Genomic DNA, 22,521 nt, shown 5'->3' with positions numbered 1-22,521 from the left:
GCTACGACGGGGCAGGCATCGGCGTGTTCACGCCGGTCAAACAACCTACGGACGGCCAGGTGCTCGACATCGACACTCGCACCTACAACGCCCTGCTGCGAGGCCTGCGCTGCCTCGGTGAACGCGGCTTCGCCCTGCTGACAGGGCGCTGGCGCGCCCTGCGGCACTTCACCACCAGCCCACGCAAGATCGGCCACATCGTCAAAGCCGCACTCGTACTCACCCATTTCGAACACGGACGGCTCACCTGAAACTCGTTGAGATCACGTCATTGGCTGCCGAGATGGCGGATGCCGGTGTTCACGAATATTCCGGACCACCTCGTATCCGCTGTGTGACGACCTTTTGGTTGTGGCCAAAAGCTTCGACGACAATTTAGGCCGTCTGGAGACTGGCGGTGGGGCAGGTGCTTGTTGGGGAGAACAGGTCGCCTGGGTAAGAGGGGATACAGGGGGAATCTATGAAGAGGCACGTGCGCGACAGTTTCTTCGTCGTGGGCGAAGGTGTGCTGGAATTCGACGACAAAGGTGAGGCCACCACGCGTCAGCCCTCCACGGCGGAGGAGTTGCGCAGGTTCCGCTTCTCCCGGCTGGGGCCGAAGGGCCCGCGGACGGACGAGGCACTGCGCGAGGCGCTGGCACTGGCGATGACGCCGGGGCGGGAGGTCGCACAGCCCGACTCGGAGAACCCGGCCGTGCCAGCGGGGTTCACCTACCTCGGCCAGTTCGTCGACCACGACCTGACGATGGACCGCACCGAGTCGCAGCTCGGCCAGGACGTCAACATCGACGATCTGATGCAGGGCCGCTCACCGGCGCTGGACCTCGACTCGGTCTACGGCCGCGGTCCGCGCGACAAGGACGACCAGATCTTCTACGCCGAGGACGGCGTGAAGCTCAAGATGGGCACCACCACCGCGCTGGGGCCGGGATTCCCTCCGTTCGAGGGCTTCGACCTGCCGCGCCGCGGAGGGACCGCGGGCACGCCGGCGGATCGGCGGGCGCCGCTGATCCCGGACCCGCGCAACGACGAGAACCTGGTGATCGCGCAGACTCACCTGGCGTTCATCCGCTTCCACAACCGCGTGGTCGACGAGCTCGCGCTCACCGGCCTCACCGGTGACCGGCTGTTCCGCGCCGCCAAGGAACTCGTGGTGCGGCACTACCAGTGGATGCTGAAGACGGACTTCCTGCCGCGCATCGTCGACCCGGCGATCGTGGACGACGTCTTCACCAACGGCCGCAGGTTCTTCGAGGTGCCCGGCAGGCACTACGGCCGGGACAACACCCCGACGATGCCGATCGAGTTCTCGGTCGCGTCCTACCGGCTCGGCCACAGCATGATCCGCGAGGAATACGAGTGGAACCGCGTGTTCAACACGCCCGCCGGCGTGGCGGGAACGCTGTTCCTGCTGTTCGTTTTCACCGGCACCGCCGGCAACTTCGACCCCACTTCGCAGGCGCCGGAAGACCTGGACGACGTGAACAGGGGCGAGCTCTTCACGTTGCCCAGCAACTGGATCGCGGACTTCCGCCGCCTCTACGACTTCACCGAGGCGGACCGGGACGACCTCGTGCCACCGGCGGAGTCCGGCGGCGGCAACGTCACCAAGCGGATCGACACGCTGCTCGTGAACCCGCTGCGAGGGCTGCCGGCCGGCACGTTCGGCGGTCGTGGGACGCAGTTCCCCGAGATCCAGCGCAACCTCGCGTTCCGCAACCTGACCAGGGCGAACATGATGGAGCTCGCCACCGGTCAGCAGATCGCGGAGCTGTTCGGGGTCGAGCCGCTCACCGCCGAGCAGATCCTGACCGGCAACGGTGGCGCGAACCTCGACTCGCTGACCGAGGAGCAGAAGGCGCAGCTGGCCGAGGCGACGCCGTTGTGGTTCTACGTCCTGCGTGAGGCGGAGTTCAACAACGGGCTGATGGGCCCGGTCGGCGGGCGGATCACCGCGGAGGTCTTCCACCGCGCGATGGAGGGCAGCCGGATTTCGATCGTGCGCTCGCCGTACTGGCGGCCCACGCTCGGCCCGGACTCCAGCACGTTCCGCATGGTCGACCTGATGCTGTTCGCCTTCGAAGGCAAGGCGGACCTGCTGAACCCCCTCGGGGACTCGTAGCCCGACAACTGATCTTCCTCGTCCGTCCTGTCTGGCTGGGTGGTGGCAGCCGGACAGGAGAGGGAGATTGATGTTGCGTCCAGAAACCACACGCCGCGAAAGCACGGAAGAACGCCTCACCCGTTTCGCGGGTGGCGCCGGAATTCCACTGCTGCGCATCGGACTCGGGGTCGTGTACCTCTGGTTCGGCGTGCTGAAGCTCTTTCCCGGTGGCAGCCCTGCCCAAGATCTCGTCGAACGCACGGTCTCCGCGCTGACGTTCGGGATCATCCACGGGGATCTCGCGAGACTGAGTGCCGCGATCACCGAAATCGGGATCGCACTGGTTCTGCTGAGCTTCCGCGCACCACGATTGTGCGCGGTCCTGCTGATCGGTCACGTCGTGCTGGTGTCGACACCGCTGGTGTTGTTTCCCGGCGAGATGTGGACCGGTCCGCTGCAGGCGTCCTTCGAAGCCCAGTACATCCTGAAGAACCTGGTGACCGTCGCCGCCGCGGTGGTCATCGCCTCATCGCACCCGAGGGTGCGATAGCGCGGGAGCCGCTCGATCCCCCAGATCGGGCGGCTCCCGCTGCGGTACTTTCCGACCATGGGGGATTCGTTCGCGCCATTGGCGCATCCGGCTTTTCGTTGGCTGCTCACGGCCCGTGCGACGACCATGGCGGGCAGCGCGATGGCGCAGATCGCGCTCGTGTTCGCCGTGCGGGACGTGACCGAGTCGATCACCACACTCGGTGTCGTCGTGGCGGCGCGCTCGATCGCGAACGTCGTGTTCCTGCTGTGGGGCGGTGTCGTTGCGGACCGATTGCCCCGCCAGTACGTGCTCGTGGGTTCGTCCGCGGTCTCCATGGCCAGTCAGGCCCTGCTCGCCGTCCTGGTGCTGACCGGAACCGTGTCCATCCCGGCGTTCGTGGTGCTGGCGGCGGTCAACGGCATGTCGACCGCCTTCTCCTTCCCGGCCTCCGCGGCACTCGTTCCGCAGACGGTGCCTGCCGAGCTCCGGCAACGGGCCAACGCCCTGCTGCGCCTCGCGCTCAACTCCTCGATGATCGCGGGTGCGTCGCTGGGCGGCCTGCTGATCGCGTTCGCCGGACCGGGCTGGGGCCTGGTGGTGGACGCGTTGTCGTTCGGCCTGGCCGCGCTCGCCTTCTCCTTCGTGCGCGTGCCGGCCGCCCGCGTAGCCGCCGAGCACAAGCCGGGTGTGCTGTCCGAGCTGCGGCTCGGCTGGACCGAGTTCGTGTCGCGGACCTGGGTCTGGGGCGTGGTCGTGGCCTTCTTCTTCGTCAATGCGGCCTACGCCGGCGGCACGATGGTCCTCGGCCCGGTCATCGCGGACACCGTGATCGGGCGCGAGACGTGGGGCCTGGTGCTGTCAGCGCAGACCGCGGGCATGCTCGCCGGAGCGTTCGTCGCGATGCGCATCCGCGCGCGGCGCCTGCTCCTGTTCGGCGTGGCATTCGTGATGGGGTTCGCGGGACTGCCGCTGGCGCTCGCCCTCCACCCGGAACCCTGGTTGCTCATGGTCGCCTCGTTCGTCTGCGGCGCGTGCATGCAGCAGTTCGGGGTGGCCTGGGAGACCTCGCTCCAGCACCACGTGCCGGGCGAACGACTCGCGCGGGTCTACTCCTACGACATGCTCGGGTCGCTCGCGGCCGTGCCGCTGGCCCAACTCGTGGTCGGGCCGGTGTCGAGCGCCGCGGGTATCACGGCGACGCTGCTCGGCTGTGCCGCGATCCCAGCGCTTGCGACGGTGGCGATGGTCGCCTCCCCGTCGGTGCGGTCCGTCGAGAACGCTCCAGCGGTTCAGGCGGTCCGCTGACCGTCACCGTCCGGGTTGTGCCAGAGTGCGCGGCATGGGGAGAGCGCTGGGGACACTGGCCGTTCTGCTGCTCTGCGCCGGATGCGGCGCGGGTGAGGTGGCGACGCAGCCACCGCCTACGACGACAGTGCCTTCTGGACACGCGGTGGTCGTGCCGCAACCGGCACCCACGAGCCTGGCTCCGAAGTCCTGCACGCCGGACCCCGCCACCGTGCGGGCGGTGCCTGCCCCGCTGATCCCGAAGGTGGCGCGGGAGCCGTTGTCGCCAGAGGGAAATGTCGCGGGAACCGAGCTCGCCGCCAAGATCCGGCCGGTGCTCGAGCGGGTGTGCGCGTCCGGTGACTTCTCGCCCGAGGCAACCCGGAAAGCGCTTGCTGGTTACGATGCGCGGGTGTTCCGGCCCGACGAGTCGATCACCGGTGTGGCGTTCGTGATCACCGTGCCAAGAGCCTGCGTGCTTGGCGAATTGAGACCGGGAAACGTGCGGATCTCCGTAGAAGGGACTACGAAGTCAGCGCGATGCGAATGATAAAGTACAACTGTATCAGATCCACTCGACTGGGGGAGTGAATGAAGCTCAAGCGGTTCACCGTGCTGTGCACCGCGCTCACGCTGACGGGTGCCACCCTGGCACCGGCCGTGGCTTCCGCGGAAGACCACTCGTTGGCGGAGCGTCTGCGTGAGGCGATCGTCGCGCAGAACTTCAAGGACGTCATCGACCTGACGCCGCCGGAGGCGACCCTCGCCACCGCGCGGTCGGCGGAGCAGCGGGAGAAGTACGACCCGAGCCCGGCCGAGCTGATGAACAAGGCCCAGGCGCGGATGACGATGTCGGCGGAGGCAGCGGGCAAGCCGTTGCACCAGACGCCGAACATGGACGCGGCGATCATCGAGCTCAATGAGTACGGCCGGCCGAAGCAGGTCGCGAACGTGCTGCTCAGCCCGCAGTACCCGAACGGCGTCGTCGTGCCGGTCAAGAAGTCCGGACTGTCGACCGACCAGGTTCGTTACCGCTGGTGGGACGACACCGAGTGGGACGTCAACGGCGGCAAGGGCACGCGTGACGTGCTGGCCGGCCGGGAGAACGCGCCGATCGACTTCTCCTCGCCGTACCCGGCGTCGGTGCTGAAGCTGATGGTGGGCTTCGGTGTGCTGCGCCTGGCCGACGAGGGCAAGGTCGACCTGGACGCCGACTACGTCTACGACCCGAACCCGGTGCGCCCCGCGTGCGGCGGCAAGTCGGTGAAGAAGATCCGTCAGCACTTCGACGAGATGATCACGAAGTCGCAGAACGAGTCGACCTGCGCGCTGATCAAGATGATCCACGATCTGAACGCGTGGGACCACGTCAACCAGACGTTCGTCAACCTCGGCATGCCCACGCTCATGGTCACCGAGACCATTCCCGGCAACGGCGGCCGCTGGATCGGCTCGAACATGAGCGGCCTTGACACCGCGAAGCTCCTGCTGCTCATCAACGGCGGTGGCCCCGGTGCACTGTGGACGACCGGCAAGGGCAAGGCGGTCACCAGGAACGAGCTGTCGCTCTCCTCGCGGAAGTTCTTCCAGGAGACGCTGCTCGGCCAGGGCCACAACGAAATGCTGTCCACCTCGAACTGGTGCGGCCGCGACTACCCGACCCAGGGTCTGCCGCAGCAGGTTCCGTCGCGCTGGATCAGGCCGGACGGCACCGTGAAGGTCGGCGACGCGGTCTACGACCGTGACGTCCGCCCGTGCAACGAGACCGCCGAGGTGACCTTCGCCCACAAGACGGGCTGGGTCGACACCACCGGTTCAGACGCGGGTATCGTGAAGTCGTTCCGCGGCAAGAACAAGCGCAACTACATCGTGGTCGTGTTCTGCAACCTCGGCACCGACTACGTCGACGCCAACCGCCCGGCCGACCCGCCCGGCGTGTTCCCCGTGCTGTACACCCAGAAGTACGCCCAGCTCGGCAAGGCGATCGACAACATCATGAAGAACATGTAGTTCTGGTACCGAAAAGGGCCGTCTCCCGTCTGTGGAGGCGGCCCTTTGTCACACCGCCGCGGTGCCGATCAGCCCGTTGCGCGTCACTTTCGCCGCGAGCTCCTCTTCGGACAGTTGCTCGGTGCCCGCAGGCCGTCGCGGCAGCACCATGTATCGCGACTCGGCGTTCGCGTCCCACACCCGGATCTCCGTGTCGGCGGGCAGCTCCAACCCGAACTGCGCCAGCACCTCCCGCGGATGGCTGACCACCTTCGACCGGTAGGCCGGACTCTTGTACCAGGTGGGCGACGGCCCGAGCAGCGCGATCGGATAGCAGCTGCAAAGCGTGCACACCACCACGTTGTGCACCTTCTCGGTGTTCTCCACGACCCGCAACCGTTGAACCTGAAGCCCGCCGCCCATCGACAACCCGACCGCGGGCAACGCCTCGTTCGCGTTCTCGAGCAGCCTCGCCTTGAACTCCTCGTCCACCCAAGACCGTGCCACGACCCGGAACCCGTTGGCAGGCGTGGCCTTGTGCGCGAACGCCTCCAGCGCCCGGTCAAGTTCAGTCGCGTCCAGCAACCCCTTCTCCTCCAGGATCGCCTCCAGCTCGCGAACGCGCGCGGCGATGGGAGAGTCGTCGTGATCGTCACTCATCGCTGAGGTATTCCTCCCAAAGGGACAGTGTCACCGTGTGATCCCCCTGCCCGAACAGTTCCCGCGCCGTGAACCGCACCAGATGAACCGGCTGCGGCCGCTCAACCCCCCGCGCCCTCAGGTCCGCCAGCGGATGCACGCCGTCATCACCGATCACCACGCCCACCCGCCCACGCGCGTAGCCGGGCAGCCGAGTGTGATGATCCGGGTCCGCAGCGGACGTCCGCACCCGGTCACCCTCCCGGAACCGCTCAGACATGCCCCTTCTCCTTCAGGAGCGTCTGAATGGCCCGGAACCAGTTCTCGTAGTACGACGACTCGTGTGACATCGTCCGCTCAACCGCGTCCCGGAACTCGTCCAGGTTGTAGACACCGCGTCCGACCAGCGCCCGGTTCATCGCGAAGACGTGCGCCTCCCAGTCCGCGTGGAACGCGGGCTCGTCCAACTCCTCCTCGACCGGCCCGAACCCGTCCTGCCCGCCGACGTCGTTGATCCTCGGCATCTCACCTCCTGCGCTCAACCAGATTCTGCGCCGCCTCGGCCCAGTTCGGAAAGCGGAACTCGAACCCGGCCTCCCCGAGCCTGCCCGGCACGACCCTCCGGCTCTTGAGCAGCAACTCGGTGTCACTCCTGATCGCGAACGCCCCGACCTCCGCCATCCGCCGGTTCGCCGGCAGCCCGACGGGCACGCGCCAGGCCTTCCGCAACTCCCGCATGAAGTCCTTCTGCGGCAACGGCCCAGGCGCCGCGAGGTTGACCGCACCCTCGATCGGCTCCCTGATCAGCAGCGCAACGGCCCGCACGAAGTCGTCGTCGTGAATCCACGACACGTACTGCCTCCCACCGGCAACCGCTCCGCCAAGTCCGAGCCGCACCAGCCACGACAGGTAGTCGAACGCCCCACCCCGGTCCGGACTCATCACAATCGCAGCTCTCATCGCGACCTTGCGGGTCTCCGGAGTGTCCGCCTTCTCGAGCTCGGCCTCCCAGTTCTTGGCAATCTCAACGCTGAACCCCCAGTACTCCGGCACACCCTCCTCGTCCCCGCCGACGATCCCGGTCGCCTCGTCGTTGGGCGCGTCGAACCGATGCGCGTAAATCGTCGCCGTGCTCATCTGCAACCACACCTTCGGCGGCCTGGCAGCCCGAGCAATCGCTTCCCCCACCACCCGCGCCGACTCGACCCGCGACCGCATCATCTCGTCGAGGTTCTCCCGCGTGTACCGGCAACTGACACTCCGTCCGGCCAGGTTGATCACCACGTCCGCGCCGTCGATCTCACTCGCCCACACCCCGAGCGTCCGCCCGTCCCACCGAACGCCGCTGCTACGGCTGACGATCACCACCTCATGACCGGCCGCGGTCAACGCCCTGCGCAGCACGCCACCGATCTGGCCGGTGCCGCCTGGAATCACGATCTTCATCATCATCGCCCCCTTCGGTGGCGACGCTAGCCCGCTGAACCTGAGAGTCCGGGTTCGGCGGCTTCGCCGACCCGGCACATGCCCTCCTTCGTCGGGCGTGTGCCGGACCGAATTTCTGTGGCCGGCTTTTGTTGGTGGTTGCGGGGCGTGGTCTGTTTGCTTTCGTTTCGTTCCGGGTGCGTAGGTGGTTGCTAGTGGTTGCGTAGCGTCTAGAGAGAGTTGGTGCGCACGGTGCCATATGGCGGTTGAACTGCTGGTTCACTCGATGGTGTAGTGCTCTGGCCCCTTTGTGGTTTTTGATCTCGAATAGAATTTGGGGTATGGACGCGGTCGAGGTTCTCGATGCTCTCGCCTATCACGAGAAACAAGTCGCCTATCATCAGGCGCAGGGGTTGCGGATTCTTGCGGATTACGCGATCGCGTGTGAGGGTGAGGAATTCTTCGACGCGGAGATCGCGGCCGGGATGTGCTGGACGTCGCGGTGGACCAGCGACCAGATCGCCCTGGCTCTGGACCTGGCGACGAAGCTGCCGCGCACGCTGGACGCGTTGGAGAAGGGGGACATCGACCTGTACAAGGCGCGGGTTGTGCATGACAAGACCGTGCCGCTGTCGGCTGGTCTGGCGGCGGAGGTGGAGCAGCGGGTGCTGGCCAAGGCCGAGGGCAAGACCGGTGCTCAGCTGCGGCAGTTGGCCAGCCGGGTGGTGATGCGCGTCGACCCCGACGGCCACGAGGACCGGGCCGAGTTGCGCAAGGCGCAGCGGTGCACGGGGTTGTCGGTGACGCCGGAGGACGGCATGGCCCAGTTCTGGGCCTATCTCCCGGCCGCGCGGGCCACCGCGTGCTATGAGCGCGTGGACACCATCGCCCGCGGCCTGCAGACCCCGGCCGACCCGCGCACCGTCGACCAGATCCGCGCCGACGTGGTGGCCGACCTGCTGCTGGCCACCCCGGACAAGACCAGCGCGGTGAAGGTCGAGCTGTACGTGACCGTGTCGGCGGCGACGTTGCTGGGGTTGTCGGAGCAGCCGGGTGAGCTGGCCGGGTACGGCCCGATCAGCGCTGACCTGGCGCGGGAGCTGGCCGGTGACGCGACTTGGCGGCGGCTGCTCACCGACCCGACCACGGGTGAGGCGCTGGAGTTCGGCACCAGCACCTACCGGCCACCGGCCAAACTCCGCCGGTTCGTGTGGACGCGGGACCGCACCTGCCGGTTCCCCGGTTGTATGCGGCCCGCGTACAAGTCCGACCTCGACCACACGGTGCCGTTCCCGGAAGGGCCGACCTCGGAGGCCAACCTCGGCCCGTTCTGCCGCCACCACCACCGCGTCAAGCACCGCACGGCCTGGGAAGTCAGCCAACCCGAACCCGGCAGGTTCCACTTCCGCAGCCCCGCCGGAAAGACCTACCAACGCGAACCAGAACCGGTATTGGGCGACCCGCCACCGTTCTAGACCCGCCCGGTGAACGGGTTGCGATCCAAGGAAAATCCCTCGATCGCAACCCGGCCTTTGGCGACCGTCAACGCAGCCGGCGTCCCACCGCATCGCCCTGGGTTGAACCCGCGTTTCTGGCAGCCGTCGACGCAACAGCGCTACCTGCATGGGTCTGGGTTGCAACCCGCTCTTTGGGGACACCCGCGTAACCGGCGTTCCACCGCATCGGTCTAGGTCGCAACCCGACCCCTGGCGACCACCTACACAACTGGCGCCATCCGCACGCCACATGCCCATGCCCCGCAACCACCTACGGGACCTGACCACAGAAACTAGGTCAGGCACACACCCGACGAAGGAGGGCATGTGCAGGGTCGGCGAAGCCGCCCAAACCGCGACCCGGGCCACCCGCCCTACCCACGCAATCCGCGCTACCGGCCTGTGCTAACCGCGCTGCCTAGCGCAACTCGTGCCGCTGGCCTGCGCTACTCGCCCTGTCCACGCAATCCGCGCTACCGGCCTTCGCTACCCGGTCTGCCTAACGCAATCTGTGCCACCGATCCACGCCACTGTCCAACCCAACGTCACCAACGCCACCGACCTGCGCCACCAGCCCGCCAACGCACGCACGTCAGCCCTCCACGTGCGCCCGCCACGTACGCCCACCCACGCCCCCACTGGCGGCCGACCCGTCAGACCGGATGCCGAGCCACCAGCACCATCGCGTCCAACACCCGCCACCAATCCTGCTCACCCGCGTCCACCACCCGCCCAACAGCAGCCAACGCAGCAACCACATCCGCCGGATCAGCACCGATCTCAGCCGCCACCCGCCGAAACCGCTCACTCCGCCCCACCCGGACAAGCGACGGTGGCACCGGCAGAGGCGCCTCCTCGGCACCCTCCCCGAACGAGACGCGCAACTCGGTCCCCAGCGCACCGGCCAACCGCGCCAGCGCCCCGGTGGTCGGGTTGCCGCGCCCGTTCTCAAGGTTCGCGATGTACGGCACGGAAAGCCCGGCATCAGCGGCAACCGAGGCGACAGTGCGCCCGCTGGCCTGACGAAGGGCACGAAGCGTCGGTCCGAGAGAGTCCACGACGCCTATCTTGACAGAGCATAGAACGCCTGTCTCTATCTTGTGAGTATGAGTGCCTGGGGGATGAGGGACTTCCGGTTCCTGTGGACCGGGCGGGCTGTCAGCCTGCTCGGATCGTGGTTGCTGGTGGTGGCGGTACCGGCGCACATGTACGCGCTGACCGGATCGGTGTTCGCCACCGGCCTGACACTCGCCGCCGAGTACCTGCCGGCGTTGCTGCTCGGCCCGATGGCCGGCGTGCTCGTCGACCGCTGGGACCGGCGGCGGGTGATGATCGCGGCAGACGTGTTCCGCGCCGGCGCTGTCGCGGTGATGCTGATCGGGACGCCGGCTGCGATCTACGTCGCGGTGATCGCGGAAAGCGTTGGCGCGGTGGTGTTCCGGCCCGCGGCTCAGGCGCACGTGCCGGCTGTGGTGGGGACTGGTCGCGCGTTGAGCAGCGCCAACTCGTGGAACGCCGCCACCGACGGCGTGGTGCGGCTGGTCGGGCCGCCGCTCGGGGGAGTTCTGCTCGCGTGGGCCGGGTTCGAGGTCCTGATCGGACTGGACGTGGCGAGCTACCTGGTCTCGGCCGTGGCGATCGCCTGCACTCGCAGGAGATCCTCCGAGAAAACAGGACGAGCAGGGTTGAAGGCTGGGCTGAAAGCGTTGGGGGAGTTGAAACTCGCGCGGACGTTGTTGCCGCTCACCGGTGTGTTCCTGGCGGCCAACGCGGCGTTGAGCGCGTTGCTGGTGCCGTTCGGGGTGCGGATCCTCGGTGGCAGCACTCAGGTCGGCATGGTGCTGTCGGCGCTCGGCGTCGGTTTCCTGGCCGGGGCGGTCGCAGTTCGATGGCTCGATCGGGTGCAACTGCGGACGGTGCTCGCGGGTGCGCAACTGGGGACGGCGGGCGGGTTCGCGGTTCTGTTCGGCGCCCAGGAACTCGGGATCGCCATGATCGCCGCGGTGGTGATCGGCGCGTTCGGATCGATCACGGTGGTGGCGCCGCAGACGGCGTTGCAGAGGGTGGCGGACAACGAGTACCTCGGGCGGATCAGTGCGGTGTTCCTCGCAGTGGAGGCGTTGGCGACGCTCATCGGGGCGATCGTCGGGCCGTGGGTCGCGGAAAGTGTTTCGCTCAGCTTCGCGGCCATGGGTGCTGCTGTGATCACGGCGGTCGGGGCGTTGGTCGGCGCTGTGACCGTTCCTCGGGTTATGCTCGCGCCGAAACGCTCAAACGAACAGGCGGACTCCCATGCGTGAACCCGGCGAGGTGAGGCGGCAGCGGATTCTGGCCGTCGTCGCGTCGCGGGGCACGGTCAAGGTGAGCGATCTGGCCAGCGAGCTGGACGTCTCGATCGTCACGATCCGGCGTGACGTCGAGGAGCTGGCCAGGCTCGGCAAGTTGCGCCGAGGGCACGGTGTCGCGCGGTCGCTCGGCCCGGTTCAGCAGCCGCAGCCGGTGAAACCGTCGAACGGTGCGGTGGCGCTGGTCGTGCCGGAGCGGCACGCGTACCTGTACGAGACGATGAACGGCGCGCGCAAAGCTCTGGAAGAAGCGGGCATGCGGGTCGTGCTGCACATCGCGCCGCAGGTCAAAGGCGCGGAGAAACCGATCGTCGAACGAGCGCTCGCCGAACCGGTCCAGGGTCTGCTCATCGCACCGCGGTGGCGCACCTGCGAAGAGGAGTCGGCCGACGACTGGCTCGCCGAGACCGGTGTGCCGACGGTGCTGATGGAACGCCGGCCTAGCGGGCGGCTCAGGGCGATGAACTCGGTGTGCTCGGACCACTGGTACGGCGTGCACCTGGCGGTGAAGCACCTGACCGATCTCGGCCATCGGCGGATCGTGCTGGCCGCGCGCGACGACAGTCCGACGGCGAGAGCGCTCAGACGAGCGTTCAAGGAGATCTCCAAGGACCTCGAAGACGCCATCACGGTCGGGAGCTCACCGGACACGGGGCTCGTCGGCATTCTCAGGGCACATCGGGCGACGGCCGCGATCCTGCACGGCGACGTGGATGCGTTGATGCTGGTCCAGCAGCTGACGGACGCCGGGATCAAGGTGCCGCAGCGGTGCTCGGTGGTGGCGTACGACGACGTGGTCGCGGCACTCGGCAGCATCCCGCTCACGGCGGTCGCGCCGCCCAAGACCGAGGTGGGACAGGTGGCCGCCCAACTCCTCCTGCGGCAGCTGCGCAACCCGGGGCAGAGCGCGGAACGCGTTGAGCTGCTGCCCGAGCTGAAGGTCCGGTCATCGACTGAGCGTTTGAACGTTTCTTGACGCAAAAGCGATCAGGCGATCAGGATGCGAACCATGCGCCTGAGTCGTCGCACACTCCTCGCGGCGGGCCTCACGGCACCACTGGCGGCCTGTTCCACTCCGCAACGCCGCGGTGCCGGAGGCCCGGTAGAGATCACGTTCTGGTCGGCCCTGCGCGGTAGCCAGCAGGTCGTCGACGCGTTCAACTCCTCGCAGAGCCGGATCAGGGTGATCTTCCAGCAGATCCCCTCCGGTCTGCAGGGCGGCTACGCGAAGCTCAGCAACGCCGCCCGCGCCGGCAATGCGCCCGACGTCGCGACCATCGAATACCCGCAGGTGCCCGGCTTCGCCATCGACGGCGTCGCGCGGGACATCACCGACCTCGTCACCGACCGGCTGAAGCAGAAGCTGCTGCCTCAGGCGCTCAAGCTCACCACGTTCGACAACCGGGTGTTCAGCGTCCCGCTCGACATCGAGCCGATGGTGCTGCACTACCGCGCCGACCTGTTCGACCAGTACGGCCTGAAGGTTCCGCGAACCTGGGACGATTTCGCCGAACTCGCGAAAACCGTGCGGGACAAGGACTCCGCGAAGCGGCTCGTGCTGTTCCCGACCGACGGCGCCATGCAGTTCGCGTGCTTCGCGTGGCAGGCGGGCGCGAAGTGGTTCGACACGGCCGGCGGCACCTGGCGCGTCACCATGACCGACGAACCGACGAGGAAGGTCGCCGCGTACTGGCAACGGCTCATCGACGACGACCTGGTGTTCCGCAACGCCGTCGAGAGCAGGCAGTCCGACGCGCAGATCGGCCAGGGGCTCGTCGTCACCCGGCTGACCGGCGCGTGGGACGCGGGTGCGCAGATGCGGGCGCGGCCGGGTCAGAAAGGCAAGTGGCGCATCGCTCCCATGCCCGTCTGGGACGAACCCGCGGTGGGCACGCACGGCGGGTCGACGTTCGCGATCACCAAGGACTCCGCGCAACCCGAGGCCGCGATGGAGTTCATCGAGTGGCAGGTCAGCGACCCCGCCGCGCTGACCGCCAGGCTGAAGAGCGGCACCAGCAGCCAGTACCCGGTGGCGCCCGGCCTCGTCGAGACCGGCAGCAGGGCGTTCCCGCGCGAGTACTACGGCGGGCAGGACGTCTACCAGTTGTTCAAGCAGGAAGCCGACAGGGTGCGGGACGGCTGGGTGTGGGGGCCGCGGATGAGCGCGACGCAGCGGGTGATGCAGGACGGGTTCGCCAAGGCGGGCGCCGGGCGGACCACCCTGATCGAGGCCGTGCGCGAAGCCCAGAACGGCACCATGCCCGACCTCAAGGCACTGGGACTGTCCACTGAGGAGGGAGAGCGGTGAAGGGCAAGCTCGCCTGCGCCGTCCTGCTGGCGCCGTTCTTCCTCCTGCTGGTCACGGTGTTCCTGGTACCGGTCGGCACCGCGGTGTGGCTGAGTCTCTTCGGCGCCGACCAGCCGGGCCTCGGCTTCGGCCCGGAACGCACGGTGTTCGTCGGCCTGCGCAGCTACGTCGCGGTGCTCAGCGACCCCACGTTCCTGGGCAGCCTGCTGACCGTGGTGCTGTACTGCCTGATCTACATCCCGCTGATGGTCGTCGGCGCGCTGACCCTGGCACTCCTGCTGGACTCCGGCGTGGCGAAGCTCAGGAGCTGGGCCCAGATGGGCCTCTACCTGCCGCACGCCGTCCCCGGCATCATCGCCGCGCTGATCTGGCTCTACCTCTACACACCCGGCATCAGCCCGATCATCGACCTCTTCGCCAAGGCCGACATCAGGATCAGCTTCCTCGGCGTGGACACGGTGTTGCCGTCCATCGTGAACATCGCGCTCTGGAGCAACCTAGGCTACAACATGGTGATCTTCTACGCCGCGCTGCAGGCCGTGCCGCGCGAGGTGCTGGAAGCCTCCGTGGTCGACGGCGCCGGCCCGGTCAAGCAGGCCATCCGGATCAAGGCGCCGCTGGTCAGGGCCGCGATCGTGACGGTCACGATGTTCACGCTCATCTGGGCGCTGCAGCTGTTCACCGAACCGGTGCTGCTGAGCCAGTCCACGCCGATGATCAGCACCAGGTTCTCCCCGAGCATGTACATCTACGACGCCGCCTTCACCCGCAACAACTACGGTCTCGCCGCGGCTGCGTCGGTGATCCTGCTGGCCTTCACGATCGCGCTCTCCTACGGCGTCACCCGCTGGACGAACAGGAAGGCCGCCTGATGACCCTGCTCGGCCGGACCACGGTCAACCTGGTCGTCGGCATCTCGGTGCTCTACACCCTGCTGCCGGTGCTGTGGCTGGTGCTCGCCGCCACCAAGAACGTCGATGCCCTGTTCGAAAGCGACCTGTTGTCGCTGAGCAACTTCTCGTTCGCCGACAACGTCAAAGACCTCTTCACGATGGACAAGGGCCTCTACAGCCGCTGGTACGTCAACAGCGTTCTGTACGCTGTCGTCGGTGCCGCCGCCAGTGCGTTCATCTCGGTCGCGGCGGGCTACGCCTTCGACAAGTACTCCTTCCGGCACAAGGAGAAGCTCTTCGGGCTGGTGCTGGCGGCCGTGATGGTGCCGCAGACCGTGCTCGCGCTGCCGCTCTACCTGATGGCGTCGGAAACCGGACTGGTCAACACCTTCTGGGCGGTGTTCATCCCGGTGCTGTTCAACCCGTTCGGCGTCTACCTGGGCCGGATCTTCAGCCAGGGTTACGTACCGGACGAGGTGCTGGAGGCCGCCCGCATCGACGGCGCCGGCGACCTCGCCACGTACTTCAAGGTGGCGCTGCGAATGCTCGGACCCGGCGCGGTCACCGTGTTCCTGTTCCAGCTCACCGCGATCTGGAACAACTTCTTCCTGCCGATGGTCATGCTGTCCGACCAGAAGCTGTACCCGGTGAGCCTCGGGCTCTACCAGTGGAACAGCGCGGCGAGCGTGTCGCCCGAGTACTACCCGGTGGTGATCATGGGTTCCCTGCTTGCGGTGCTGCCGCTGATCCTGGCGTTCATGCTGCTGCAACGGTTCTGGCGAGCCGGCCTGACCGCGGGAGCCGTCAAGTGAGGGGCGCGGGTGCGATGTCGGCGGAGGCCGCCGCCACTGTCCTCGCACCCGTGCTCGGCGACTTGAAGGCGATCTGCGACTTCGGGCCCGTCACCCAGAACCTCGGCGAGCTCCCGGACGTCGACCTGCTCGTCACCGGCTGGGGCTGCCCGCCGATCACCGCGGAAGTCCTGGAACGGTTGCCCGGCCTCAAAGCGATCGTGCACACGGCCGGTTCCGTCAAGGGCTTCGTCACGGACGCCTGCTGGGAACGCGGAATCGCGGTCTCCTCCGCGGCTTCGGCCAACGCGTTGCCCGTCGCCGAGTACACCGTCGCGATGATCCTGCTGACCGGCAAGCGCGTGCTGGAACGGGCTCGTGACTACCGGGCCACCAAGCAGATCGGCCACTACGACCTCCCTCCGACCGTCGGGAACTACGGCGCCACCATCGGCATCCTGTCCGCGTCGATGATCGGCCGTCGGGTGATCGAGCTGCTGCGGCCGTATGATTTCCACGTGCTGGTGCACGACCCGTTCGTGACCGAAGTGGACGGTGCCGAGTCCGTGGGCATCACCGAGCTGTTCGGGCGCAGCGACGTGGTCAGCGTGCACACGCCGTTGCTGCCGGAGACCAGGGGACTGGTGAACCACGAGCTGCTCGGGCTGCTCAGGGACGACGCGGTGCTGATCAACACCGCCCGCGGCGCCGTCGTCGACCAGGAGGCGCTCGCCGCCGAGGCCGGCCGGATCCGGGCGGTGCTCGACGTCACCGACCCCGAGGTGCTGCCTGCCGGCCACCCGTTGTGGCACAACGACAACGTGCTCATCACACCCCACCTGGCCGGTTCGCAGGGCAACGAGTGGCTCCGCCTGGCCCACCACGCGGTCGCCGAAGTGCGCAGATGGGTGGCGGGAGAGCCCTTTCTGACCCCGGTGCCCGCAGAACGAAGGGAACGCATCGCGTGAAGCTGCCAGACGAGGACCGCGTGCTCAGCCCTCACACCGGCCTCACCCGCGCGCATTGGGTGGCCGCCGCCGATGAGCTGCTGGGCTCCGCCTGGCGGTACGCGTCACCCGACCAGGCCTTCCTCGACCTGCCCGGCCGCCCTTCGCGCAGCGGCGTGCGGTCCGACGGCCTGGAGGGGTACGCCCGCACGTTCCTGGCAGCGGCCTTCCGCACCGCGCGGGGTGACGATCCGCACAACTGGCTGGAGCGCTACGCAGCCGGCCTGGTCGCGGGCACGGCGGGGGAGTGGCCAGCCATCACCGACGTCGGCCAGCCGATGGTCGAGTCCGCGTCGGTGGCACTGGGCCTGCGCCTGACCAGGCCGTGGTTGTGGGACAAGCTGTCCGGGGCTCAGCAGGACCGCGCCGAGTCGTGGCTGCGGGAGGCGCTGCGGCACGTCCCGGCCGCCAACAACTGGTACTTCTTCCCGTACACCGTGGCCTCGTTCCTCGAGTCCGCCGGTCGCGGCGACGACGAGACGCAACGCGCGAAACAGCGCGCGATGGAGCTGCTCGAAGGCTGGTACCGCGGCGACGGCTGGTACTCCGACGGCGACGGCCGCGCGTTCGACCACTACAACGGCTGGGCGCTGCACCTCTACCCGGCGCTGGACGCGTTCCTCGACGGCAGGCCGATCACCACACACCTCAAGGAGCACCTGGAGAGCTGCCACCTGCTGTTCGGCGCGGACGGCGCACCGATCTACTTCGGACGTTCGCTGACCTACCGGTTCGCGGCCGCCAGCGCGGTCGCTCTCGGCGCGGTCACCGGCGAGACACCGCTGAGGCCCGGCCACTCGCGGCACCTCATCAGCAACGCGCTCAAGTACTTCCTCGACCGGGGCGCACTCACCGACGGACTGCTCACCCTCGGCTGGCACGGCCCGCACGAGGCGACCCTGCAGCACTACTCCGGACCGGCCTCGCCGTACTGGGCCTCGAAGGCGTTCGTCTGCTTGCTCGCCGGTCCAGATCATCCACTGTGGACCGAACAGGAAGAACGCGACGACTCGGACCGCACGCTCGCGCTGCCGGGCCCAGGTCTGCTGATCCAGAAGCACAACGGCGTGACCAGGCTGCACAACCACGGCAGCGACCACGTCCGGCCGTTCGAGGGCGAGTACGCGACCGACGACGACCCGCTCTACAGCCGCTTCGCCTACTCGACGGCCACTGGACCGACGTCTAAGCACAACGCCCCCGACAACCACATCAGCCTCGTGATCAGAGGCGACCGCAGCGTCCGCAGGCGGATCCACCCAATGGGCGCGCGGGACAACTGGGCCGCCTCCTGGCACCTCCCGGTGTTCGGCGCGAAGCAGCCGATGGCGCCGGGACTGCGCATCGAAAGCGTCACGGCCGTCTGGGACGACCAGGAGCTGCGCATCCACCGGGTGATCGGCGCCCCGCCCGGCACGAGGGCCGAGCTGACCGGCTGGGCGACGCAGCTACCCGCCCCGCTGGTCGGGGTCCGGGGCTGGACCGGCGTCGAACGGCAGGCAGCGCCGCAGGGAACGGCGTTCACCGGCGCGGTCAGCGTTCCCACGCTGACCGCGGAGATCGAGGGCACGGTGACCCTCGCCGCGGTGGCCGTCCTCAACGGCACGGTGGCGGAAGCCGACTGGGAAGCACGCGTCGACGAGGTGCTCAGGTCGACTCTGGACGCGCCGGAGCGGGAGGTCTCAGGCTGACTCTCTGCGGACCAAGGAGGTCGGCAGGATGAGCGACGTCGGCGTGTCGCCGTCGATCAGCCGCAGCAACATCCTGGTCATCTCCCGGCCGAGCGCGTCGATCGGCTGCCGCACGGTCGTCAACGCCGGCGTGGTGTGCTGTGCGGTCACGATGTCGTTGAACCCCACCACGGCCACGTCCGACGGCACCTGAACGCCACGGGACGCCAGCACGGACAACGCCCCGGCCGCCATTGCGTCCGACGCCACGAACACCGCGTCCAGGTCGGGGAACCGGTCGAGCAGGTCCGTCATCGCCGCCTCCCCACCAGTCTCGGTGAAGTCGCCGTGTGCGACCCGCGAGTCGTCGAGCCCGGCCAGCACCACGGCCTCGCGATACCCGAGGTACCGCGCGACCCCGACGTGCTGGTCCTGCGCCCCCGTGATCGTCGCGATCCGCTTGCGCCCCAGCGAGATCAGGTACTCGACGGCCTCGCGCGCGCCACCCCGGTTGTCCGCGTCGACGTAGAAGCGCGGCTCGTGATCGAGCGACCGGCCGCCGTGCACGACCGGCAGCCCGCTGGACTCCGCCAACGCCGACAGCGGGTCGTTCTCCTTCAACGCGAGCAGCATCACTCCGTCCGCCGCACGTGACTTGAAGATCCGCGAGAGCCTGGCCCGGCCCTTGTCCGAGGCGGCCAGCACGAGCTGCAGCTCGAGGTCGGTCTCCTCGACCACCGCGTTCACCCCGGTGACGACCTGAGCGAAGAACAGGTTCGCGAACAGCCCCGGATCGTCGCTGGAGATGGCCAGCACGACGGACCCGCGGCGCTGCCCGGCGAGCGACTGCGCCGTCCTGTTCGGCACGTAGCCCAGCTCGTCGATCGCGCGCTCGACCGCGTCACGGGCCTTGCGGCTCACGTGCGGGGCGTTGTTGATCACGCGCGACACGGTGCCGATGGACACACCCGCGTGTTTCGCCACGTCGTCGACGGTGACCGGCCGGTTGGACATGGGAGTAGTCTGCCTCAAGCCTTGATCGCCCCCTCCATGATCCCGCCGATGATCTGCCGCCCGAACACCACGAACACCACCAGCAGCGGCACGGTCGACACCAGCGCGCCCGCGAACATCAGGGTGTAGTCGGTGTAGTAGGTGGTGGACAGCTGCGACAGCGAGAACTGCACGGTCGGGTTGTCCGCCTCCAGCACGGCGAGCGGCCACAGGAACTCGTTCCACGTGCCCATGAACGTGAACAGCCCCAGCACCGCCGCACCAGGCCGCAACGCGGGCAGCACGACTGTCCAGTAGATCCGGAACGTCGAGCAGCCGTCCACCCGCGCCGCCTCGATCAGCTCGTCCGGCACCGCCTTCTCCGCGTACTGGCGCATCAGGAACACGCCGAATGCGGACACCAGCGACGGCACGATGATCGCTTCGAGCCGGTTCTGCCAGCCCAGCTCCACCATGATCAGGTACAGCGGGATGATGCCCATCTGCACCGGGATCATCATGGTGCCTAGAACGACCAGCAGCAGCGCGTTGCGGCCGCGGAACCGCAGTTTGGCGAACGCGAACCCGGCCAGCGAGCTGAAGAACACCACCGACACCGTCACGACGGCCGACGACAGCGCCGAGTTCCCCATACCCAGCAGGAAGTTCGCCTGCTCTGCGTCGAACAGCCTGCCGACGTTGCCCGCGAGGTTCGGGCCGGGCAGCAACGGCGGCGGCCAGTCGCCCACGACGTCGTTGGCCCGCGTCGCCACCACGAACAGCCAGTACAGCGGGAACGCGGACAGCACGATCGCCGCGGCCAGCGTCAGCCTGACCATCATCGGCTTCTCCTCGTGATCAGGAAGTTCACCACGGCCAGCAGCGTGATCAGCACGAAGATCAGCCACGCCACGGCCGAGCCGTAGCCGTAGTCGAAGTCGCGGAACGCCTTTTCGAACATGAACATCGACAGGGTCTGGAACTGCCGCAGGCTGCCACCGGAGATCGCGAACCCACCCTGCCCGAAGATCAGCGGTTCGGTGAACAGCTGCATGCCCGCGATCGTCGACATGATCACGGTGAACAGGATCGCCGGCCGGATGTTCGGCACGGTGATGCTGAAGAACTGCCGCACCTTCGACGCACCGTCCACAGTGGCCGCCTCGTACAGGTCGCGCGGCACCGCCTGCATCGCGGCCAGGTAGATCAGCGCGTTGTAGCCGGTCCAGCGCCAGTTCACCATCGTCGCGATCGCTGTCCACGACGACCACTTGTCGGCGTGCCAGTCGACCGGCTGCACACCGAGCAGGCCGAGCAACCCGTTCGCCATGCCCGCGTCGCGGTCGAAGATCTGGCTGAACACGATGCCCACCGCCGCCACCGACGTGACGATCGGCAGCAGCACGCCCATGCGCAGGAACGTGAGCCCGCGCAGCTTCTGGTTGAGCAACGACGCCAGCACCAGCGCGCAGAACAGCTGCGGCACCGTCGCGAGCACCAGCATGCCGATCGTGTTGTACGTGGCGTTCCAGAAGTCCGGATCACCGAACAACGTGACGTAGTTGTCCAGGCCCACGAACCCGCCCGGCCCGGCGATGTCCCACTCGTGCACCGACACCCAGGCCGTGTACACGAGCGGGAACAGCCCGAACGCCGCGAAGATCACGAAGAACGGCGCGACGAACAGGTACGGCGAGAGCCGCTCGGTAACGGACTTCATCGGGAGGGACTTCACCTGACCAGCCGCTTGGCGTCGTCGACGGCCTTGACCCAGGCCTCGTCCGGAGTCAGCTTCCGCTGCTCCACGGCGGTCAGCGCGTTCACGACCCGGTCGTTGATCGCGATGTTGTCCGGGCCGAGGTAAACGGGCTTCAACGCCTTGACGCTCTCGCCGAAGATCTTGCCGACCGGCGCGTCGCCGAAGTACGGGTTGGTGAACTCGCGCACCGCCGGGTCGTCGATGGCCTGCGGTGACGACGGGAAGTTGTTCTTCGACTTGAACGCCGCCGTCTGCCCCTTCGCGCTGGTCAGGAACGTCGCCAGCTCGGCGGCCTGCTTCGGGTGCTTGCTCTGCTTCGGCACCGCGAGGAACGAGCCGCCGCGCACCGCGCCGTCGCCAGGCACCCGCGTGACGTCCCACTTGCCCTTGAGTTCCGGCCCCGACTGCTTCTCGATCGTGCCGAGCATCCACGACGGGCAGGGAATCGTGGCGAACGCGCCGTTCTTGAAGCCCGCGTTCCACTGTGGACTCCACTGGTCGACGTTGGCCGACAGCCCGGCCTCGATCATCCGGACCGTCGTCTCCCACGCCTTGAGCACACCGGGATTGCTGTCGATGACCAGCTTGTTCGACGTGTCGTAGTACGTGTGATCGCCTTGCTGCATCAGGACGTTCTGGTAGACGCCGCCGGAGGAGTCGAAGAACTTGGTGCCCTTGAACCGCTTCCCGACCTCGATGTAGTCGTCCCACGTCGGCCACAATGCGCCGACCTGGTCACGATCGGTCGGCAACCCGGCCTGGGCGAACAGGTCCTTGCGATAGCACATGCCCTGCGCGCCGACGTCCGTGCCGAGCCCGACGATCTTGCCGTCACCCGTGACGGCCTGCTTCCACTTCCACGGCAGGAAGTTCGGCTCCAGCTCGGCGGCTCCGTGCTCGCGCAGGTCCGCGAACTGGTCCGGCCTGGCCATGAACTGGACGAGGATGCCCTCCTCCAGCGCGACCACGTCGCCCGCGCCCTTGCCGGTCTGCATCCACTGCTGCAGCTTCGGCGTGTAGTCGCCGAGCTTGCCGATGTTCTCCTCCTTGATCTTGATGCCGGGGTGGGACGCCTCGTACTCGCGGTAGAGGTCCTCGTAGCCGAACTGGCTGAACGTCTTGACGATCAGGGTCGTGCCGTCGCCGGTGGCTTGCGCACCACACGCGGAGAGCGCGACCACAGCGGCGAGCGCGAAGAGTCTGGACATCGGGTACCTCCAGGTCCGGCGGATGTTCCGGAAGCGATTACGGTCTTTTGAAGTGCTGTGATGTGGCGTACAGTTCGC

Annotated in this window: 23 protein-coding genes; 14 read left to right on the top strand and 9 right to left on the bottom strand. The window is 67.7% G+C overall.

All coding sequences use genetic code 11. The features are described 5' to 3' along the window. The 6 genes from ABFX45_RS30525 to ABFX45_RS30500 all read left to right on the top strand — a co-directional run. Positions 1-251, top strand: a 251-nt coding sequence (locus tag ABFX45_RS30525) for a transposase family protein (protein WP_346133629.1), incomplete at its 5' end; no start/stop codon positions are given. Positions 252-460: 209 nt separating this feature from the next. Then, entirely contained in the window at positions 461-2,122 is a 1,662-nt protein-coding gene (locus ABFX45_RS30520) for a peroxidase family protein (protein WP_109638542.1), read from the top strand. Between the two features lie 70 nt (positions 2,123-2,192). Next, complete coding sequence (locus tag ABFX45_RS30515) at positions 2,193-2,654, top strand: DoxX family protein (RefSeq protein ID WP_109638543.1); 462 nt, start codon at positions 2,193-2,195, stop codon at positions 2,652-2,654. A 57-nt stretch (positions 2,655-2,711) separates the two neighbouring features. Beyond that, positions 2,712-3,941, top strand: coding sequence for an MFS transporter (locus tag ABFX45_RS30510; protein WP_109638544.1), 1,230 nt, complete (start codon positions 2,712-2,714; stop codon positions 3,939-3,941). Between the two features lie 220 nt (positions 3,942-4,161). After that, the gene (locus ABFX45_RS30505) at positions 4,162-4,470 is read left to right on the top strand and encodes a hypothetical protein (protein WP_346133626.1); all 309 of its coding nucleotides are present in this window, start codon (positions 4,162-4,164) and stop codon (positions 4,468-4,470) included. 41 nt (positions 4,471-4,511) lie between these two features. Further along, positions 4,512-5,930 (top strand): serine hydrolase, encoded by a 1,419-nt coding sequence (locus tag ABFX45_RS30500; protein WP_346133624.1) that lies wholly within the window; start codon positions 4,512-4,514, stop codon positions 5,928-5,930. 48 nt (positions 5,931-5,978) lie between these two features. On the opposite strand, the gene ABFX45_RS30495 is transcribed toward ABFX45_RS30500, so the two are convergent. The 4 genes from ABFX45_RS30495 to ABFX45_RS30480 are packed head-to-tail and all read right to left on the bottom strand — an operon-like array spanning position 5,979 to position 7,997. Further along, the gene (locus ABFX45_RS30495; RefSeq protein ID WP_109638546.1) at positions 5,979-6,569 is read right to left on the bottom strand and encodes a nitrile hydratase subunit alpha; all 591 of its coding nucleotides are present in this window, start codon (positions 6,567-6,569) and stop codon (positions 5,979-5,981) included. Further along, positions 6,562-6,828, bottom strand: coding sequence for an SH3-like domain-containing protein (locus ABFX45_RS30490; RefSeq protein WP_346133622.1), 267 nt, complete (start codon positions 6,826-6,828; stop codon positions 6,562-6,564). The genes ABFX45_RS30495 and ABFX45_RS30490 overlap by 8 nt, the downstream gene beginning before the upstream one ends. Continuing rightward, positions 6,821-7,072, bottom strand: a complete 252-nt coding sequence (locus ABFX45_RS30485) for an SH3-like domain-containing protein (protein WP_211337469.1) — start codon at positions 7,070-7,072, stop codon at positions 6,821-6,823. The genes ABFX45_RS30490 and ABFX45_RS30485 overlap by 8 nt, the downstream gene beginning before the upstream one ends. A 1-nt stretch (position 7,073) precedes the next feature. Next, positions 7,074-7,997: an epimerase gene (locus tag ABFX45_RS30480; protein ID WP_346133620.1), complete on the bottom strand. Its 924-nt coding sequence runs from the start codon at positions 7,995-7,997 to the stop codon at positions 7,074-7,076. 317 nt (positions 7,998-8,314) lie between these two features. Between ABFX45_RS30480 and ABFX45_RS30475 the strand changes: the two genes are divergently transcribed. Continuing rightward, a complete protein-coding gene (locus ABFX45_RS30475; RefSeq protein WP_346133618.1) occupies positions 8,315-9,448 on the top strand; it encodes an HNH endonuclease signature motif containing protein in 1,134 nt (377 codons plus the stop codon). A gap of 674 nt (positions 9,449-10,122) precedes the next feature. On the opposite strand, the gene ABFX45_RS30470 is transcribed toward ABFX45_RS30475, so the two are convergent. After that, entirely contained in the window at positions 10,123-10,527 is a 405-nt protein-coding gene (locus ABFX45_RS30470) for a helix-turn-helix domain-containing protein (RefSeq protein WP_346133616.1), read from the bottom strand. Between the two features lie 48 nt (positions 10,528-10,575). Here ABFX45_RS30470 and ABFX45_RS30465 point away from each other — a divergent pair, with 48 nt between their 5' ends. Genes ABFX45_RS30465 through ABFX45_RS30435 form a run of 7 tightly spaced genes read left to right on the top strand, consistent with a single transcriptional unit; the run spans position 10,576 to position 18,504 of the window. Then, the gene (locus ABFX45_RS30465; protein ID WP_346133614.1) at positions 10,576-11,769 is read left to right on the top strand and encodes an MFS transporter; all 1,194 of its coding nucleotides are present in this window, start codon (positions 10,576-10,578) and stop codon (positions 11,767-11,769) included. Beyond that, on the top strand, positions 11,762-12,790 hold the full coding sequence (locus ABFX45_RS30460; RefSeq protein WP_346133612.1) for a substrate-binding domain-containing protein: 1,029 nt from the start codon (positions 11,762-11,764) through the stop codon (positions 12,788-12,790). Before ABFX45_RS30465 ends, ABFX45_RS30460 begins: the two co-directional genes overlap by 8 nt. A 33-nt stretch (positions 12,791-12,823) precedes the next feature. Next, a complete protein-coding gene (locus ABFX45_RS30455; RefSeq protein WP_346133610.1) occupies positions 12,824-14,122 on the top strand; it encodes an ABC transporter substrate-binding protein in 1,299 nt (432 codons plus the stop codon). Beyond that, entirely contained in the window at positions 14,119-14,994 is an 876-nt protein-coding gene (locus ABFX45_RS30450; protein ID WP_109638550.1) for a carbohydrate ABC transporter permease, read from the top strand. The genes ABFX45_RS30455 and ABFX45_RS30450 overlap by 4 nt, the downstream gene beginning before the upstream one ends. Further along, entirely contained in the window at positions 14,994-15,827 is an 834-nt protein-coding gene (locus tag ABFX45_RS30445) for a carbohydrate ABC transporter permease (protein WP_109638551.1), read from the top strand. The genes ABFX45_RS30450 and ABFX45_RS30445 overlap by 1 nt, the downstream gene beginning before the upstream one ends. Then, complete coding sequence (locus tag ABFX45_RS30440) at positions 15,824-16,774, top strand: hydroxyacid dehydrogenase (RefSeq protein ID WP_346133607.1); 951 nt, start codon at positions 15,824-15,826, stop codon at positions 16,772-16,774. The genes ABFX45_RS30445 and ABFX45_RS30440 overlap by 4 nt, the downstream gene beginning before the upstream one ends. After that, positions 16,771-18,504, top strand: coding sequence for a DUF2264 domain-containing protein (locus ABFX45_RS30435; RefSeq protein ID WP_346133605.1), 1,734 nt, complete (start codon positions 16,771-16,773; stop codon positions 18,502-18,504). Before ABFX45_RS30440 ends, ABFX45_RS30435 begins: the two co-directional genes overlap by 4 nt. Here ABFX45_RS30435 and ABFX45_RS30430 read toward each other — a convergent pair. From ABFX45_RS30430 to ABFX45_RS30415, 4 genes are read right to left on the bottom strand one after another with little or no spacing between them, the layout of a single operon-like run. After that, entirely contained in the window at positions 18,496-19,497 is a 1,002-nt protein-coding gene (locus ABFX45_RS30430) for a LacI family DNA-binding transcriptional regulator (RefSeq protein WP_112228149.1), read from the bottom strand. The two genes, ABFX45_RS30435 and ABFX45_RS30430, sit on opposite strands and share 9 nt — an antisense overlap. Before the next feature lie 14 nt (positions 19,498-19,511). Further along, a complete protein-coding gene (locus ABFX45_RS30425) occupies positions 19,512-20,318 on the bottom strand; it encodes a carbohydrate ABC transporter permease (protein WP_109638555.1) in 807 nt (268 codons plus the stop codon). Next, complete coding sequence (locus ABFX45_RS30420) at positions 20,315-21,196, bottom strand: carbohydrate ABC transporter permease (RefSeq protein ID WP_109638706.1); 882 nt, start codon at positions 21,194-21,196, stop codon at positions 20,315-20,317. Before ABFX45_RS30420 ends, ABFX45_RS30425 begins: the two co-directional genes overlap by 4 nt. An 11-nt stretch (positions 21,197-21,207) precedes the next feature. Further along, on the bottom strand, positions 21,208-22,443 hold the full coding sequence (locus ABFX45_RS30415; RefSeq protein WP_346133603.1) for an extracellular solute-binding protein: 1,236 nt from the start codon (positions 22,441-22,443) through the stop codon (positions 21,208-21,210). Positions 22,444-22,521 lie beyond the last annotated feature (78 nt).

It is taken from the genome of Lentzea roselyniae, assembly GCF_039537795.1.
GTDB lineage: Bacteria > Actinomycetota > Actinomycetes > Mycobacteriales > Pseudonocardiaceae > Lentzea > Lentzea atacamensis.
Note: the sequence above shows the minus strand (reverse complement) of the source record. Positions and strands in the feature narration are given on the sequence as shown.

What these genes read in the sequence shown, in the direction of transcription:
- ABFX45_RS30475 (WP_346133618.1), top strand. Translation starts at nt 8,315, where the DNA reads ATGGACGCGGTCGAGGTTCTCGATGCTCTCGCCTATCACGAGAAACAA.
- ABFX45_RS30500 (WP_346133624.1), top strand. Translation starts at nt 4,512, where the DNA reads ATGAAGCTCAAGCGGTTCACCGTGCTGTGCACCGCGCTCACGCTGACG.
- ABFX45_RS30495 (WP_109638546.1), bottom strand. Translation starts at nt 6,569, where the DNA reads ATGAGTGACGATCACGACGACTCTCCCATCGCCGCGCGCGTTCGCGAG.
- ABFX45_RS30445 (WP_109638551.1), top strand. Translation starts at nt 14,994, where the DNA reads ATGACCCTGCTCGGCCGGACCACGGTCAACCTGGTCGTCGGCATCTCG.
- ABFX45_RS30415 (WP_346133603.1), bottom strand. Translation starts at nt 22,443, where the DNA reads ATGTCCAGACTCTTCGCGCTCGCCGCTGTGGTCGCGCTCTCCGCGTGT.
- ABFX45_RS30465 (WP_346133614.1), top strand. Translation starts at nt 10,576, where the DNA reads ATGAGTGCCTGGGGGATGAGGGACTTCCGGTTCCTGTGGACCGGGCGG.
- ABFX45_RS30425 (WP_109638555.1), bottom strand. Translation starts at nt 20,318, where the DNA reads ATGATGGTCAGGCTGACGCTGGCCGCGGCGATCGTGCTGTCCGCGTTC.
- ABFX45_RS30510 (WP_109638544.1), top strand. Translation starts at nt 2,712, where the DNA reads ATGGGGGATTCGTTCGCGCCATTGGCGCATCCGGCTTTTCGTTGGCTG.
- ABFX45_RS30460 (WP_346133612.1), top strand. Translation starts at nt 11,762, where the DNA reads ATGCGTGAACCCGGCGAGGTGAGGCGGCAGCGGATTCTGGCCGTCGTC.
- ABFX45_RS30420 (WP_109638706.1), bottom strand. Translation starts at nt 21,196, where the DNA reads ATGAAGTCCGTTACCGAGCGGCTCTCGCCGTACCTGTTCGTCGCGCCG.
- ABFX45_RS30520 (WP_109638542.1), top strand. Translation starts at nt 461, where the DNA reads ATGAAGAGGCACGTGCGCGACAGTTTCTTCGTCGTGGGCGAAGGTGTG.
- ABFX45_RS30480 (WP_346133620.1), bottom strand. Translation starts at nt 7,997, where the DNA reads ATGATGAAGATCGTGATTCCAGGCGGCACCGGCCAGATCGGTGGCGTG.
- ABFX45_RS30430 (WP_112228149.1), bottom strand. Translation starts at nt 19,497, where the DNA reads ATGTCCAACCGGCCGGTCACCGTCGACGACGTGGCGAAACACGCGGGT.
- ABFX45_RS30455 (WP_346133610.1), top strand. Translation starts at nt 12,824, where the DNA reads ATGCGCCTGAGTCGTCGCACACTCCTCGCGGCGGGCCTCACGGCACCA.
- ABFX45_RS30490 (WP_346133622.1), bottom strand. Translation starts at nt 6,828, where the DNA reads ATGTCTGAGCGGTTCCGGGAGGGTGACCGGGTGCGGACGTCCGCTGCG.
- ABFX45_RS30485 (WP_211337469.1), bottom strand. Translation starts at nt 7,072, where the DNA reads ATGCCGAGGATCAACGACGTCGGCGGGCAGGACGGGTTCGGGCCGGTC.
- ABFX45_RS30515 (WP_109638543.1), top strand. Translation starts at nt 2,193, where the DNA reads ATGTTGCGTCCAGAAACCACACGCCGCGAAAGCACGGAAGAACGCCTC.